Raw genomic sequence first — 14793 nt, 5'->3', positions numbered from 1 at the left:
GAGCTGCACGTCGTCATGGACCTCGACACCCTCCGCGGTGAGCGCGACGGCCTCGCCCTGCTCAACGGCACGCCGATCCCCGCGCCCATCGCCCGCGAGGTCGCCGCGGTCGCCGACTGCTGGCGCCGCCTGGTCGTCGACCCGGTCGACGGCCACCTGCTCGACTACGGCACCCGCCAGTACCTGCCCGCAGCCCTGCGCGAGCACGTCCTGCACCGCGACCCGATCTGCCGCCGACCCGGCTGCACCCGCCGTGCGCAGGAGATGGACCACGCACTCCCGTTCCCCGCAGGATCGAGCGACACCGCGAACTGCGGCGGGCTGTGCTCGCGCTGCCACCAGGTGAAGACCGCCGGGCACGCCACCATCGAAGACAGCGCACCGGACGGCTCCGGAACCTGGGTCACCCGCTGGCGGCAACGCATCCGCATCCCGGCCCAGCCGATCCTGCAGCCACGACGACCCGACCCACCGCCCACGGTCGACGCGCCCGCTCCGCCTGGCGTCGTGGAAGCACGCTCCGATACCGACGAGCCTGCCGCCCGCACATCCGACGACCGATCGGCGGACCCGCCGGAACGCCCGCCGTTCTGATCCCACGCTGCGCAAGCGGTAACGGCCCGAGTGCGGCCACGCGCCGGCTCGCCTCCACACCGGGCGACCGGCCCGGACACCGCCCGCGCGACCGCGTGTCCACGGCGACGGCACGGCGCTCGCGGAGGCACGCCGTCGCCGGCGAGGACGTCGTCGCGATCAGGCCGCGGCGGCTGCCCGCGCCTCGGCGAAGGCCGCCACGGCACGGTCGACGTCGTCGTCGGTGTGGGCGGCGGAGAGCTGCACGCGGATGCGCGCCTGGCCCTGCGGCACCACCGGGAAGGAGAAGGCGACGGCGTACACGCCGCGCGCGAACAGCTCCTCGGCCACCCGTCCTGCCATCACGGCGTCGCCGAACATCACCGGCACGATGGGGTGCGCGCCGGGCAGCAGGTCGAAGCCCTGAGCCGTCATGCCCGCGCGGAACCGGGCCGCGGCGGAGTGCACGCGCTCGCGCAGCTCGCCCGAGGTCTCCAGGACGTCGAGCACGGTGAGCGACGCGGCCACGATCGGGGGCGCTACCGAGTTGGAGAAGAGGTAGGGACGGGCCCGCTGCTTGAGCAGCTCGACGATCTCGCGCCGGGCCGCGACGTAGCCTCCCGACGCGCCGCCGAGCGCCTTGCCGAGGGTCCCGGTCACGATGTCGACGCGGTCGGCGACGCCGAACAGCTCCGGCGTTCCGCGCCCCGTCGGGCCGACGAATCCCACGGCGTGGGAGTCGTCCACCATCACGAGGGCGTCGTGCCGGTCGGCGAGCTCACAGATCTGGTCGAGCGGCGCGAGGTAGCCGTCCATGGAGAAGACGCCGTCGGTCACCACGAGGCGGTACCGCGCGTCCTTCGCCTCCACCAGGCGAGCCTCCAGCTCGGCCATGTCGCGGTTGGCGTAGCGCAGCCGCTGCGCCTTGCACAGGCGGATGCCGTCGATGATCGAGGCGTGGTTGAGGGCGTCGGAGATCACCGCGTCGCGCTCGTCGAACAGGGCCTCGAACACACCGCCGTTGGCGTCGAAGCACGACCCGAAGAGCACGGCGTCCTCGGTGCCGAGGAAGTCGGCCAGCCGGTGCTCGAGCGTGCGGTGGATCTCCTGCGTGCCGCAGATGAACCGCACCGAGGCCATGCCGTAGCCCCACTCGCTCAGCGCCTCCTGCGCGGCGGCGAGCAGCCGCGGGTCGTCGGCGAGGCCGAGGTAGTTGTTGGCGCACAGGTTGAGCACGTCGCGGCCGGCGGTGTCGACGACGTGCGTGCCCTGCGGCGAGGCGATCACCCGCTCCGGCTTGTACACGCCGGTCTCGCGCATCCCCGCGATCCGCTCCGCGAGCTCCGCGCGCAGCCCGGCCAGCACGCTGCTGTCGTCCATCACGTCACCTCCCAGTCGAGGACCACCTTGCCCGCGTGCCCCTGCGCGGCGACGTCGAACGCCTCCTCGAAGGCGGTGTACGGCAGCCGGTGGGTGATCACGGGCGAGATGTCCAGGCCCGCCTGCACGAGCACGGACATGGCGTACCAGGTCTCGAACATCAGCCGGCCGAAGATGCCCTTCACCGTGAGCATCGAGTGGATGACCGTGCTCCAGTCGAACTCGATCGACGCGCTGGGCAGGCCGAGCAGCGCGATCTTCCCGCCGTGCGCCATCGACGTGATCATCGAGTGCAGCGCCGGCGCCGCGCCGGACATCTCGAGCCCGACGTCGAACCCCTCCACCATCCCGAGGTCCGCCATCACGTCGCGCAGCGAGGTCGTCCGGACGTCGACCGCACGGGTCACCGCGCCCATGTCGCGGGCGAGCTGGAGCCGCTCGGGGCTCAGGTCGGTGATGACGACGTTGCGCGCGCCGGCGTGACGCACGACCGCGGCCGACATCAGGCCGATCGGCCCCGCACCGGTCACGAGCACGTCCTCGCCGAGCACGGGGAACGACAGCGAGGCGTGCACCGCGTTGCCGAAGGGGTCGAAGATCGCGGCCACCTCCGGGTCGATCGGGTGCGGGTGGCGCCACACGTTGGTCGCGGGGACGACGACCAGCTCCGCGAAGCCGCCGTCGCGGTCGATGCCGATGCTCACCGTGTTGGGGCACAGCTGCCGCTGACCGCCGAGGCACCAGCGGCACCTGCCGCACACGACGTGCCCCTCGACGCTCACCAGGTCGCCGACGTCGACCGTGTCGACGCCGCTGCCCACCTGCACCACGCGGCCGGCGATCTCGTGCCCGAGCGTCACCGGGGTGCGTACCGCCGACTGCGCCCACGAGTCCCAGGCCCGCACGTGCAGGTCGGTGCCGCAGATGCCGGTGCGCAGCACGCGGATGAGCACCTCGCCCGCGCGCGCCTCCGGCTCGGGCACGTCCCGCAACCACAGGCCGGGCGCCGCCTCGGCCTTGACCAACGCCTTCATCGGTCCCCGTCCTCACCGTCCGGTGCCCGCCGGGCACTCCGTGGTCCGCCGGGCCCCACCCTGGCACTGCCGGGCGCCGGTTGGGGCCCCGCGGTCGCTCACGACCCGTGTCCCTCGGCGCCGCCGCCCCCGGGGCCGCTCGCAGGGCCAGGAAACGCGGCCGCAACACGGCGCTGGCACACTCCGCGACGGACCCACCAGGAGGCAGCATGACCGACCCGCGCCGGGGCCCCGTCGAGGCGCTGCTCGACGACGTCGTCACCGCGGTGACGCCGGTGCGCGAGGGCCAGGTGGCCACGTACATCCCGGAGCTGGCCAAGGCCGACCCGTCGACCTTCGGGCTGAGCGTCGCCACGCTCGACGGCCGCGTGCACGACGCCGGGCGGCTCGTGCCGTTCACGATCCAGTCGGTGTCCAAGCCGTTCGTCTACGCCCTCGCCCTGGCCGACTCCGGCCACGACGCCGTCCTGGCCAAGGTGGGCACCGAGCCCACCGGCGACCCCTTCAACAGCATCAGCGTCGACGAGAGCACCGGCCGCGCGGCCAACCCGATGGTGAACGCCGGGGCCATCGTGGTCTCGTCGATGGTCGGCGGATCGGGGCGGGCGGGTCAGCTCGAGCGCATCGTGTCCGGCCTCTCGGCGTTCGCCGGTCGCGACCTCGACGTGGACGAGAGCGTGTTCTCCTCCGAGCGCGACACCGGCGACCGCAACCGCGCGATCGCCTACTTCATGCGCTCGGTCGGCCTGCTCGACGATGACGTCGACGCGCAGGTGGACCTCTACTTCCGCCAGTGCTCGGTCGTGGTCACCGCGCACGACCTCGCCGTGATGGCCGCGACGCTCGCCAACGGAGGGGTCAACCCGGTCACCGGCGCGCAGGTGGTGCCCCGCGACGTCGTGGCGTCCGTGCTCACGGTGATGACGACGTGCGGCATGTACGACTACGCCGGCGAGTGGCTCTACCGGGTGGGGCTGCCGGCGAAGAGCGGCGTCAGCGGAGGGATCGCGGCCGCGCTGCCCGGCCAGCTCGGCCTCGGCGTGCACTCACCGCTGCTCGACCCCCGCGGCAACAGCGTCCGCGGGGTCGCCGCGGCGGAGCGGCTCTCGCGCACCCTCGGCCTGCACCTGCTGCTGCCGAGCGAGCGGCCGCGGCCGGGCATCCGCCGCAGCTACCGCGACGACGTCGTCCGGTCGCGTCGGGGCCGCACCCGCGAGCAGCGTGCGGTGCTCGACCGCGAGGGCACCGCCATCGCCGTCACCGAGCTCACCGGCGACCAGGGGTTCGCCAGCGCCGAGCTGCTGGCGCGCCTGGTGCTCGAGGACGCCGCGCCCGCCCGCTGGCGGATCCTGGACCTGAGCCGCGTCACCCGCATCGACACCGCTGCCGGGACCCTGCTCGACGGCCTGGCCGCGCGGCTCGCGGAGGACGGCGTGCGCGTGCTGGTCGTCGACCCGCGCAGCGAGCCGGCCCGCAGCACCGCCCGCGAGCGGATGACCGCCGCCGAGCGCGCGGGCGACCCGGACGCCGCGCTCGAGCGGGCCGAGGACGAGCTGCTGCGCGAGCACGGCCTCGGCGAGGCGATCCCCGAGGGCCTGGTGCCCCTCGCCGAGCAGGACCTGCTGCGCGGCCTGCCCGCCTGGGTGGTCGCGGACCTCGAGCAGCGCGTCACCACCCGCGTGGTCGCCGACGGGACCGTGCTGTTCGAGGAGGGCGCGGCCCCCGACGGCCTCTACTTCGTGGCGGCCGGCTCGGTCAGCGTCGACGTGCGCACCCGGCGGCCGTCGGGCCGCCGGCGCATCACCACCATCGGCGCCGGCTCGATGTTCGGTGAGCTCGCGCTCGTGGACGGCCTGCCGCGGTCCACCCGGGTGAGCGCCGTCGGCCCGACCATCTGCCACGTGCTCAGCCCGGCCGCCTACGCGGAGATGCGCGAGACGGCGCCGGCCGCCTGCGCCGAGCTCACGCTCGCCCTCGCGCGTGCCCTGAGCCAGCGGCTGCGCTACGCGACCACCGACGTCGCGGCCCTCGACGAGGGGTGAGCGCGGACCACCCGTCCGGCGCAGCCGGCCCGCCACCGAGGGTGCCGCAGTCCGGCGCGCGGCCGGCCGGCCGCCCCGGCTCCCGTGGCTCCGGATCTGCTCTGACCAGCGGCGATGCCCGCGTCTGAGGGGTGCCGCCACCCCACGTGAGGGGTCCGGCGACGCGCATTGGGGTCTTACGACGGATGGTCCTGAGGTCCTAGGACAAACCTTGGACGTCCCCCGGATGAACCCGGAGGGGCAGGTGATGGACAGTCGAGGAGCCGGAGGCGCTCCGGCCTTCACCGTCGAGGCGAGGAGGTGGCCGATGTCGTCGCAGCAGGCGTACTGGAGCCTCGAGCCCACCGCGCCCGACGGCCGCGTCTGGCGGGTGCTCACCCTCGTCGAGCCGGAGCCGGCCGAGCCCCCGGCACGCGCACGTCGGGCCGCTCGCCGTCGCAGCCTGCTGCGGTGGTGGCGACGGCCCACCGCGCAGGTGGTCGACCTGCGCGAGCAGCGCGCGGCGCGCCGCTCGGACCTGCTTCCCTCGGATCCGGACGGAGTCGTGCAGCGGCTGGTCAGGCTGCGCGAGGCGGGGCTCATCACCCAGGCCGAGTACGAGGCCGAGCGCCGCGCCCTGCGCACCCGCGGCTCCGCCTGACGCCGCTCCCCGCGGCAGCCGGGCTCAGGCCGCCGGCCCGTGCCCCTCGAGCTGCGGGTGCACGTCGAAGGGCACCTCGAGCTCCTCCTCGCTCGGGATCTCGGCCTCCACGTCCTCCGCCGTGATCGCGTGGAGCATGGCCAGCACGATGAGCGTGCCGGCCGCCACCACGACGAGCCCCGTCGCGATCCAGGCCAGCGCGCCGGGCAGCCGGGTGAGGTTCAGGGTGACGAAGGCGACCGCGATCGTGGCCGGGAGCGTCACGACCCAGCCGAGCACCATCTCGCCCACCACACGCAGGTTCACGCCCATGCCGGACGCGACCCCGGCGCCCGCCACCGACGACGCGGCGGCGTGCGTGGTGGAGATCGGGACGCCGAGCGCGGTGGCCCCGAAGATCGACGCGACCGCACCGGTGTTGGCCGCGACGCCGGACGACGCGTGCAGCGTCGTGATCTTCAGCCCCATGGTCTCGATGATCTTCCAGCCGCCCCACACCGTGCCGAGGGCGATCGCGCCGTAGGCCGAGAACTCCACCCACCTGGGCACGGCGATGCTGCCGTCCGCCGCCGTCGCGAGGTGCCCGGTGCCGACCAGCAGCGCGGCGATCACGCCCATGGTCTTCTGCGCGTCGTTGGCGCCGTGGCCGAACGACACGGCGCCCGCCGACACCAGCTGGAGCCACTTGAACGGCCGGGCGTTGTCGGGCAGCCGAAACAGCCGCCGCAGCGCCGCGACGAGGTACATGGCCACGAACGCGATCGCGAAGGCGACCAGCGGGCTCACCACGATCGCCAGGGCGGTCTTCTCCACGCTCGACCAGCTGATCGCGTCGGTGCCGCCGGCGGCCAGGCCCGCACCCACCAGCCCGCCGATGAGGGCGTGGCTCGACGACGACGGCATGCCGAACCACCAGGTGGCGTAGTTCCACAGGATGGCCGCGAAGAGCGCCGAGAACACCACCGCGATGCCGGTGACGTCGGAGTGCACGGTCTTGGCCACGGTGTTGGCCACGGCCGTGCCGACGATGAACACGGCGGCGAAGTTGAAGAAGGCCGAGAACCAGACCGCCCACTTGGCCGGCAGCACGCGCGTGGCCACGACCGTGGACACGGAGTTGGCGGCGTCGTGGAAGCCGTTGGTGAAGTCGAAGAGCAGCGCCAGGGCCACGACCGCGACCAGGGCGACCAGGGTCAGGTCCACGAACCGTCTCCACCACCCGTGGGGCAGTCACGTCGACCATCCCGCCGCGCACCATCATGACCATCTGGCAACGGTTGTCCAGCCGGGGGGCGAACACCGGCCGAACGGCCGGTGAACGGCCCCGCCAGTGGAGCGCGGGCCCCCGTCCGGGCCCCGTCCGGGGGTCCCGGGGGAGGCGCCGGACCGGCCGCCGCCCGCCTACCCCACGCCCAGCAGCTGCGTGATCGGGTCGTAGGCGAAGTAGACGGCGAACGCGGCCGAGACCACCCAGAGCAGGACCGGCACCTCGCGGGCCTTGCCGTTGACCGACTTGATGAGCACGTAGGAGATGAAGCCCGCCCCGATGCCGTTGGTGATCGAGTAGGTGAAGGGCATCAGCACCATCGTGAGGAACGCGGGGATGCCGATCTCGTAGTCGGTGAAGTCGATGTGGCGGATCTGGGTCATCATCAGGAACCCGACCACCACCAGCGCCGGCGTCGCCGCCTCGTGGGGCACGATCGTCACCAGCGGCGAGAAGAACATCGCCACGAGGAACAGCGCCCCCGTGGCGAGCGACGCGATGCCGGTGCGCGCCCCCTCGCCGACGCCGGACGCCGACTCGATGTAGCTGGTGTTGCTCGAGGTGTTGGCCACGCCGCCGGCCACCGCCGCGAGCGAGTCCACGAGCAGGATCGCCTCGAAGTGCGGCACCTCCCCCTCCTCGGTGAGGATCTCGCCCTCGTTGGCCAGGCCGAACACCGTGCCCATGGTGTCGAAGAAGTCGCTGAGCATGAGCGAGAAGACGGCCAGCGACGCCGCGACCCAGCCGATGGCCGAGAACCCGCCGAACAGGCTCACGTGGCCGATGGCCCCGAAGTCCGGCGTCGCGACCACGGACGACGGCCAGCTCGGGACGTTGAGCGACCAGCCGTTCGGGTTCACCACCGTGCCGTCCGGCCCGGTCTGCGGGCCGACGTGCGCGATCGCCTCGATCACCATCGAGAGCACCGTGCTGGCGACGATCCCGATGAGGATGGCGCCGCGCACCTTGCGGGCCACCAGCACCGACGTGAGCAGCAGGCCGAACACGAACACGAACGAGGGCCAGCCGCGCAGCGCGCCGTTGTCGCCGAAGCTGATCAGCGGGACGCCCGGGCGCGTGATGCCGGCGTCGACCAGGCCGATGATGGTGATGAACAGGCCGATGCCCACGCCGATGGCGTACTTCAGCTGCTCGGGCACGGCGTGGAACACCGCCGTGCGGAACCCGGTGAGCACCAGCACCGAGATGAGCAGGCCCTCGAGCACGACGATGCCCATCGCGTCGGCCCACGTCATGTGCGGGGCCAGCGTGAACGCGACGACGCCGTTGATGCCCAGGCCCGCGGCCAGCGCCACGGGGAAACGGCCGAACACGCCCATGGCGACGGTGATCAGGCCGGCTGCGAGGGCCGTGGCGGCCGTCACCTGCGCGATCGAGGTGACGACGCTGCTGCCGCCGATGAAGGCGCCTGTGTCGTCCTTGGCGGTGCCGATGATGAGCGGGTTGAGCACCACGATGTACGCCATCGTGAAGAAGGTGACGAGGCCGCCGCGCACCTCGCGGCCGTTGGTGGAGCGCCGCTCGCTGAGGTGGAACCAGCGGTCCCAGGAGGACGTGGTGGCGGTTGTCGTGTCGACGGCCATGGGACTCCTTCGGTGGCGCGCGTCGGGATCAGCGCCGCAGGCTAGCGAGGCCCGGGAGGGACCGGAGGACCTTTGACCCAACTGAGCGATGCGTGTGTCGAGACCTCGACAACCCCTGGGGCACAAGGGGTTGCGCGACAGGCAGCGGACGACCCCGGACGCAACAAGGCCCCTCGACGTATGAGGTCAAGGGGCCTGCTGCCGACCGTCGGCCCCGCCCCGGGAGACCCGGGGAGGGCTCGACCCGCGGGTGTCACCGCGGCCGCTGCGCCGTCTCCCGGCGAGCCGGGTCGCCTGCCGTCCCGGCGTCCTGCGAGCAGGTCGCCGTCGCGACGGGCACCGCGCGAGCGGATGGTCTCCCAGCCGGTCCTGACTCGCCCTGCGCTGACACGCGCAGCCGGTGAGGTCGCCCTCTCCGGAGTGGTTCGCCGTTCTCCGACCGAGCCGCCTCCCTCGTGGTCCGTGTCCCCGGTCTCCCGGTTCCTCGGTCCGCCGCGGAGGGCGTGGGAGATTGATAGTGGCGATCCCTCCACGGGCACAAGGGGTTTCGGCGAGGAATTCTTCTGCACAGGTCGGTGCACAGCTCCGTCCACAGGGCGTCGTGCTCAGCCGCCGGTCCGTGCACACCCGTGTGGACAACATCCGTGGACAACGACGCGGCCGACACGGATCGGTCAGGGGGCGCGCCGGATCTTCAGGACAGCGAGCGGTGACCGGGCTCAGGCGGCCAGCGCCGTGGGCACCAGCCCGCCGAGCAGCTCGCCGACGACGTCGATCACCTCGGGGTCGGCGCCCATCGACATGTGCGTCGCGTGCACCTCGAGCGGCTCCGCGTCCGGGTCGAGGCAGGCGCGCCAGTCGATGACGGCGTCGTCGAGGGAGAACAGCGAGGTGTAGGGGATCGCGTCGGGGACGTCCTGCTCGAGCCAGCCCTTGACCTCGAGGGCGCAGTCGCCCGAGAGGCAGTCGTCGCCGAGCAGGCCCGGCACGCCGAGCGCGCTGAGGCGGCGGATGACGGTGAGCTGCGCCGCGAGGGTGGAGTTGACCGCGAGCGGGTCGGTGTTGGGGGTGCCCAGCGTGACCAGCGCGGCCACGAGGTCGGGCCGGCGGATCGTGGCGATCTTGCCGAGGGTGCCGCCGCGGCTCCAGCCCACGATGGCCACGCGGCGGCCGGTGCGCTCGGCCACCTGCTCGAGCCGCGACTCGACGGCGTCGGCGAGCTCGCGCGTGCAGCCGATGTTGGGCGCGATGCCCGAGCGGGAGGTCCAGTGGCCCAGCCCGCGCAGCGCCTCGGCCATGGGCTCGAGGGCGAAGTCGCCGGAGAGGAACCCCGGCACGAGCAGCACCGGCACGCGGTCCGGGTCCGGCGTGGTCTCGGCCCGCTGGTGGGGCAGCAGGCGTCCGGCGACCTTCAGCACCGAGAGGTTCTCGCGCACGAGGCTGAGCACCGGCGGGCGGAAACCCGTCGGGTGCGTCAGCAGGTCGCCGAGCTCCTCGAGCGGACGGCGGCCCGGAGGTCCGGACATGCGCCCAGTGTGCGTCACGTGAGACGGAACAAACCCCACGAACGCGCGGATTCCCGCAGGTCCGTGACCTGCGACGACGCAGCGACGACCCGCCCGGACGACGGTGTGACCCTGCGTGGCCGGTCGCGCGCGGCAGGTGACCACGCCCGCTCACCGCCCTCACAGCGTTCTCATCGTGCTCGAAGGCACGCGGCACGGGTGCTCCAGGCCGTTGCCAGCCAACCGCCAGGGCCGGCCCCGAGCGTGGGGGCCATGACCACGACAGCCCTCCCCGCGACGGCGGCGGCGCCCGCGCCGGCCGGTGCTCCGGCCGGCCCGCACCCGGTGCTCGACGTCGTCGTCCCCGTGCACAACGAGCAGGACGACCTGGTGGCCAGCATCGAGCGCCTGCACGCCCACCTCGCCGCCTCGATGCCGGTGACCTCGCGCATCACGATCGCCGACAACGCCAGCACCGACCGCACCTGGGAGCTCGCGCTCGACCTCGAGCGCCGCCTGCCCGGCGTGCGCGCCGTGCACCTCGACGAGAAGGGTCGCGGCCGGGCGCTGCGGCAGGTGTGGTCGCACAGCGACTCCGACGTGCTGGCCTACATGGACGTCGACCTGTCCACGGACCTCGCGGCGCTGCTCCCCCTCGTCGCGCCGCTGCTGTCCGGGCACAGCGACCTCGCGATCGGGACGCGCCTGGCGCGTGGGTCGCGCGTGGTGCGCGGCCCCAAGCGCGAGCTGATCTCCCGGGCCTACAACCTGCTGCTGCGCACCACGCTGGCGGCGCGGTTCTCCGACGCCCAGTGCGGCTTCAAGGCGATCCGCGCCGACCGCGCGCGCGAGCTGCTGCCGCTCGTGGAGGACCCGGGCTGGTTCTTCGACACCGAGCTGCTCGTGCTCGCCGAGCGCCGCGGGCTGCGCATCCACGAGGTGCCGGTGGACTGGACCGACGACCCCGACTCGCGCGTGGACATCGTCCCGACGGCGCTGGCCGACCTGAAGGGCATGTGGCGACTGGCCCGGGGGATGGCCTCCGGCCGCATCCCCGTGACGGCGCTGCCGACGTACGCCGGCGCCGACGTGCCCCGGGGCCTCACCTCGCAGCTCGTGCGGTTCGCGGCGGTCGGCGTCGCGTCCACGCTGGCCTACCTCGTCCTGTACCTCCTGCTGCGCGGCCCGCTCGGGGCGCAGGGCGCCAACTTCGCGGCCCTGCTGCTGACCGCGCTGGCCAACACCGCGGCCAACCGCCGGCTCACGTTCGGCGTGCGCGGCCCCACGGACCGCTTCCGCCACCAGGTGCAGGGCCTCGTGGTGTTCGGCATCGGCCTCGCGCTGACGTCGGCGTCGCTGGCCGCGCTGCACGCTGGCGCGCCCGACGCCGCGCGCTGGACCGAGCTGACGGTGCTCGTGCTGGCCAACGTGGCCGCCACGCTCGTGCGCTTCCTGCTCTTCCGCTCCTGGGTGTTCCCGCGCCGAGCGGCCGGGCGCCCCGCAGCCTCGCCCGCACACCCGACCTCGCCCGCCCCCGCTCGCCCCGTCGTGGCCGAGCCCGACCGAAGGACGACCCGATGACCACCGTCTCCCACGACGCGGCCTTCGTCCCGCCGCTGTCCGACCTCGTGCCCCCGGTGCAGCCGGAGGACGCCGGCCCGCACGACGGCCCGGCCGGCCCGGGCACGGCGCCGCCCGCCCCCGCGGCGCCGCGCTCGTGGGCCGGGCGGCTCTGGCGCGGCCGGCCCGACGACCCGGCGTGGGTGCGGCCGTCGCTGCTCTCGCTGCTGGCCGCGACCGGCGTCCTCTACCTGTGGGGCCTGTCGGCGTCCGGCTGGGCCAACGCCTTCTACTCCGCGGCCGTGCAGGCCGGCAGCCAGAGCTGGAAGGCCTTCCTGTTCGGCTCGAGCGACGCCTCGAACTTCATCACGGTGGACAAGCCGCCGGCCTCGCTGTGGCCGATGGAGATCGCGGCGCGCATCTTCGGCGTCAGCTCGTGGAGCATCCTCGTGCCGCAGGCGCTCATGGGCGTGGCCAGCGTGGCCCTGCTCTACCTCGCGGTGCGCCGGTGGGCCACTCCCGCGGCCGGCCTGGTCGCCGGCGCGGTGCTCGCCCTCACGCCCGTGGCGACGCTGATGTTCCGGTTCAACAACCCCGACGCCCTGCTCGTGCTGCTCATGGTGGCCGCGGCGTACACCACGGTGCGCGCGACCGAGAAGGCGTCCACCCGCTGGCTGCTCGGCACCGGCGCGCTGCTCGGCCTCGCCTTCCTCACCAAGAGCCTCCAGGCGTTCCTGGTGCTGCCCGCGTTCGCCCTCGTGTACCTCGTGGCCTCGCCGGCGCGGCTCGGGCGACGCGTGCTCGACCTGCTCGCCGCGGGGCTGGCCCTCGTGGTCGCCGCCGGCTGGTGGGTGCTGCTCGTGGAGCTGTGGCCGGCGTCGAGCCGGCCCTACATCGGCGGCTCGCAGACCAACTCGGTGATCGAGCTCATCCTGGGCTACAACGGCCTGGGCCGGATCACGGGCAACGAGACCGGCAGCGTGACGGGCGGCGGCGCCGGGCCCGGCGGCGGCGCGGGGGTCTGGGGCGAGACCGGCATCCCGCGTCTGTTCTCCGCCGACTACGGCGGCCAGATCGCGTGGCTGCTCCCGGCGGCGCTGGTGCTCGGCCTGGCCGTGCTCTGGATCACCCGCCGCGCGCGGCGCACCGACACGCTGCGTGCGAGCGCGATCCTCTGGCTCGGCTGGCTGCTCGTCACCGGCCTGACGATCTCCTTCGCGCAGGGGATCATCCACCCCTACTACACCGTCGCCCTCGCCCCGGCGATCGGCGCCCTCGTCGGCATCGGCGCCACGCGGCTGTGGTCCGTGCGCGAGCACACCGCGGCCCGCGTCACCCTCGCGCTGACCCTCGCCGGCAGCGCGCTGTGGGCCGTCGTGCTGCTCACCCGCTCGGCCGACTGGATGCCGTGGCTGCGCTACGTCGTGCTCGCCCTCGGCGTCGGCGGCGCCCTCGCGGTGCTGGCCGTCGACCGCCTCTCGCGGCGGGCCGCGGCCGCGGTCGCCGGCACCGGGCTCGTGGCCGTGCTGCTCGCGCCGGCGGCGTACTCGGTGCAGACCGCGGCGACGCCGCACTCGGGCTCGCTGCCCTCGGCCGGCCCCGCCGTCGCCGGCTCCCGCGGCTTCGGCCCGGGCGGCGCGGGCGGTCCCGGACGCGGCGGGTTCGGCGGCGGGTTCGGCGGGTTCCCCGGCGGTCCCGGGGCCCAGACCGGCACCGGCACGGCGCAGGGCCTGCCCGGCGGCGGGCCCGGCGCCACCGGCCAGGGCGGTACGGGCACGACCGGCCAGGGCATCCCGGGCGGGGGCCGTGCGGGCGGGCCGGGCGGCGGTGGGGGCGGGCTGCTCGAGGCGAGCACGCCCGGCGCGCAGATCACCGCGATGCTGCAGGCCGACGCCGGCTCCTACACCTGGGTCGCGGCGGCGGTCGGCGCCCAGACCGCGGCGGGCTACCAGCTCGCCTCGGGCGAGCCGGTGATGGCGCTCGGCGGCTTCAACGGCAGCGACCCGTCGCTGAGCCTGGCCGGGTTCCAGCAGTACGTCGCCGAGGGCCGGATCCACTACTTCATCGGCGGCGGGGGCTTCGGCGGCCAGAACGGCGGCTCGTCGGACTCCAGCCAGATCGCGAGCTGGGTGGCGGCGAACTTCACCGCCACGACCGTCGACGGGGTGACCGTGTACGACCTCACCTCACCGGTGACGGGGACCGGCGGCTGACCGGCTCCCCACGCGTCGCGGGGCGGACCGTCTCCCTCGGGTCCGCCCCGCGGTGCGCCGCGGGCCAGGCGCGATACTGCACGCCATGAACCGCCGCCGCGCCCGCGCCGCCGCCGCTCTCCTCGGCGTCGCGACGATGCTCGCGACGGCCGGGTGCGCCCCGTCCGGTCCCTCGGCCGCGACGCAGACGCCGATCCCGACGGCCTCGGCGTGGTGGCCGGCGCTGTTCGCGCAGGGCCATCCGGCCCAGGGGCTCGGCCCCGCGGCGGCGGCCTCGGCGTCCCCCTCGGCGACGGACCCGGCGGCCACCGACGCGGTGCAGAGGGCCCTGGCCCGCGTGGGCCTGCGGGCCGCCGACTTCGGCGACGGCGTGACCGTGGTGCTCGCGCAGGACGGTGCCTCCCTCTCCCAGCACTCGCTGGCCTACTGCTCGGCCACGTACCCCAGCGAGGACCAGCGGGTGGCGCGGCGCAAGGTCGAGGTGCGCACCAGCGACGGCCAGCGGGTGGGGGTGACGAGCGAGGTCGTGCTCTACCGCACGCCCGCGGAGGCCGCGGCGGCGCTGCACGAGCTCGAGCAGGCGGCGGCCTCCTGCCCCTCGCCCCGCACGGTCACGGTGTCCGGCGACCCGCTCACCGTGCGCCAGGTGCCGGCCACCGACGTGCCGGTGGAGGGCCTGGTGCCCTCCGACCGCCGCACCCTCGTGTCCAACTCCGTCACCGACCCGAAGGCCAACGCGACCTACCGCGTGGTGGGCGTCTACCAGGTGCGCGGCCGGGTGCTCGCCGACCTCATCGCCACGAGCGCGGGCACCGACTTCACCAGCGCCGAGCTCACCACGCTCGACGCGCTGGCGGCGGCGGTCGCCGGGCGGCTCGCCGCGCTCGGCAGCACCCTGACGGGCGCATCCTGACGCCTTCGTCGCGCCGGCCTCACGCTGCGTGACCGGCGTCCCACCCACACGGCGCAATCGCA

Annotated in this window: 10 protein-coding genes and 1 pseudogene; 6 read left to right on the top strand and 5 right to left on the bottom strand. The window is 74.3% G+C overall.

All coding sequences use genetic code 11. The features are described from left to right. Positions 1–15 precede the first annotated feature (15 nt). The gene (locus GC157_17125; GenBank protein MBI1379179.1) at positions 16–594 is read left to right on the top strand and encodes a hypothetical protein; all 579 of its coding nucleotides are present in this window, start codon (positions 16–18) and stop codon (positions 592–594) included. 159 nt (positions 595–753) lie between these two features. Here the strand turns inward: GC157_17125 and GC157_17120 are convergent, their stop codons facing one another. Further along, the gene (locus GC157_17120; protein MBI1379178.1) at positions 754–1953 is read right to left on the bottom strand and encodes a glycine C-acetyltransferase; all 1200 of its coding nucleotides are present in this window, start codon (positions 1951–1953) and stop codon (positions 754–756) included. Next, complete coding sequence (locus tag GC157_17115; GenBank protein MBI1379177.1) at positions 1953–2987, bottom strand: L-threonine 3-dehydrogenase; 1035 nt, start codon at positions 2985–2987, stop codon at positions 1953–1955. The genes GC157_17120 and GC157_17115 overlap by 1 nt, the downstream gene beginning before the upstream one ends. Before the next feature lie 209 nt (positions 2988–3196). Here GC157_17115 and glsA point away from each other — a divergent pair, with 209 nt between their 5' ends. Further along, entirely contained in the window at positions 3197–5029 is a 1833-nt protein-coding gene (gene glsA / locus GC157_17110) for a glutaminase A (protein MBI1379176.1), read from the top strand. 307 nt (positions 5030–5336) lie between these two features. Next, positions 5337–5669 (top strand): hypothetical protein, encoded by a 333-nt coding sequence (locus tag GC157_17105; GenBank protein ID MBI1379175.1) that lies wholly within the window; start codon positions 5337–5339, stop codon positions 5667–5669. A 234-nt stretch (positions 5670–5903) separates the two neighbouring features. Here GC157_17105 and GC157_17100 read toward each other — a convergent pair. The 3 genes and pseudogenes from GC157_17100 to GC157_17090 all read right to left on the bottom strand — a co-directional run bounded on the left by GC157_17100 (position 5904) and on the right by GC157_17090 (position 10066). Continuing rightward, positions 5904–6872 (bottom strand): annotated as a pseudogene (locus GC157_17100) (inorganic phosphate transporter). 198 nt (positions 6873–7070) lie between these two features. Beyond that, positions 7071–8540: an NCS2 family permease gene (locus tag GC157_17095; GenBank protein ID MBI1379174.1), complete on the bottom strand. Its 1470-nt coding sequence runs from the start codon at positions 8538–8540 to the stop codon at positions 7071–7073. 719 nt (positions 8541–9259) lie between these two features. After that, entirely contained in the window at positions 9260–10066 is an 807-nt protein-coding gene (locus tag GC157_17090) for an alpha/beta hydrolase (GenBank protein ID MBI1379173.1), read from the bottom strand. Positions 10067–10318: 252 nt separating this feature from the next. Between GC157_17090 and GC157_17085 the strand changes: the two genes are divergently transcribed. From GC157_17085 to GC157_17075, 3 genes are all read left to right on the top strand, one after another. Further along, the gene (locus GC157_17085) at positions 10319–11626 is read left to right on the top strand and encodes a glycosyltransferase (GenBank protein ID MBI1379172.1); all 1308 of its coding nucleotides are present in this window, start codon (positions 10319–10321) and stop codon (positions 11624–11626) included. After that, positions 11623–13818 (top strand): DUF2029 domain-containing protein, encoded by a 2196-nt coding sequence (locus GC157_17080; protein MBI1379171.1) that lies wholly within the window; start codon positions 11623–11625, stop codon positions 13816–13818. Before GC157_17085 ends, GC157_17080 begins: the two co-directional genes overlap by 4 nt. Before the next feature lie 85 nt (positions 13819–13903). Continuing rightward, positions 13904–14731: a hypothetical protein gene (locus GC157_17075; protein MBI1379170.1), complete on the top strand. Its 828-nt coding sequence runs from the start codon at positions 13904–13906 to the stop codon at positions 14729–14731. The last annotated feature ends 62 nt before the right edge of the window (positions 14732–14793 follow it).

It is taken from the genome of Frankiales bacterium (genome assembly GCA_016125335.1).
In the GTDB taxonomy this organism is placed as follows: Bacteria; Actinomycetota; Actinomycetes; order S36-B12; family CAIYMF01; genus Longivirga.
Note: the sequence above shows the minus strand (reverse complement) of the source record. Positions and strands in the feature narration are given on the sequence as shown.

Bases quoted from the DNA above. Each gene is read 5' to 3' on its own strand.
- GC157_17125 (MBI1379179.1), top strand. From the start codon at position 16: ATGGACCTCGACACCCTCCGCGGTGAGCGCGACGGCCTCGCCCTGCTC.
- GC157_17120 (MBI1379178.1), bottom strand. From the start codon at position 1,953: ATGGACGACAGCAGCGTGCTGGCCGGGCTGCGCGCGGAGCTCGCGGAG.
- GC157_17115 (MBI1379177.1), bottom strand. From the start codon at position 2,987: ATGAAGGCGTTGGTCAAGGCCGAGGCGGCGCCCGGCCTGTGGTTGCGG.
- glsA (MBI1379176.1), top strand. From the start codon at position 3,197: ATGACCGACCCGCGCCGGGGCCCCGTCGAGGCGCTGCTCGACGACGTC.
- GC157_17105 (MBI1379175.1), top strand. From the start codon at position 5,337: ATGTCGTCGCAGCAGGCGTACTGGAGCCTCGAGCCCACCGCGCCCGAC.
- GC157_17095 (MBI1379174.1), bottom strand. From the start codon at position 8,540: ATGGCCGTCGACACGACAACCGCCACCACGTCCTCCTGGGACCGCTGG.
- GC157_17090 (MBI1379173.1), bottom strand. From the start codon at position 10,066: ATGTCCGGACCTCCGGGCCGCCGTCCGCTCGAGGAGCTCGGCGACCTG.
- GC157_17085 (MBI1379172.1), top strand. From the start codon at position 10,319: ATGACCACGACAGCCCTCCCCGCGACGGCGGCGGCGCCCGCGCCGGCC.
- GC157_17080 (MBI1379171.1), top strand. From the start codon at position 11,623: ATGACCACCGTCTCCCACGACGCGGCCTTCGTCCCGCCGCTGTCCGAC.
- GC157_17075 (MBI1379170.1), top strand. From the start codon at position 13,904: ATGAACCGCCGCCGCGCCCGCGCCGCCGCCGCTCTCCTCGGCGTCGCG.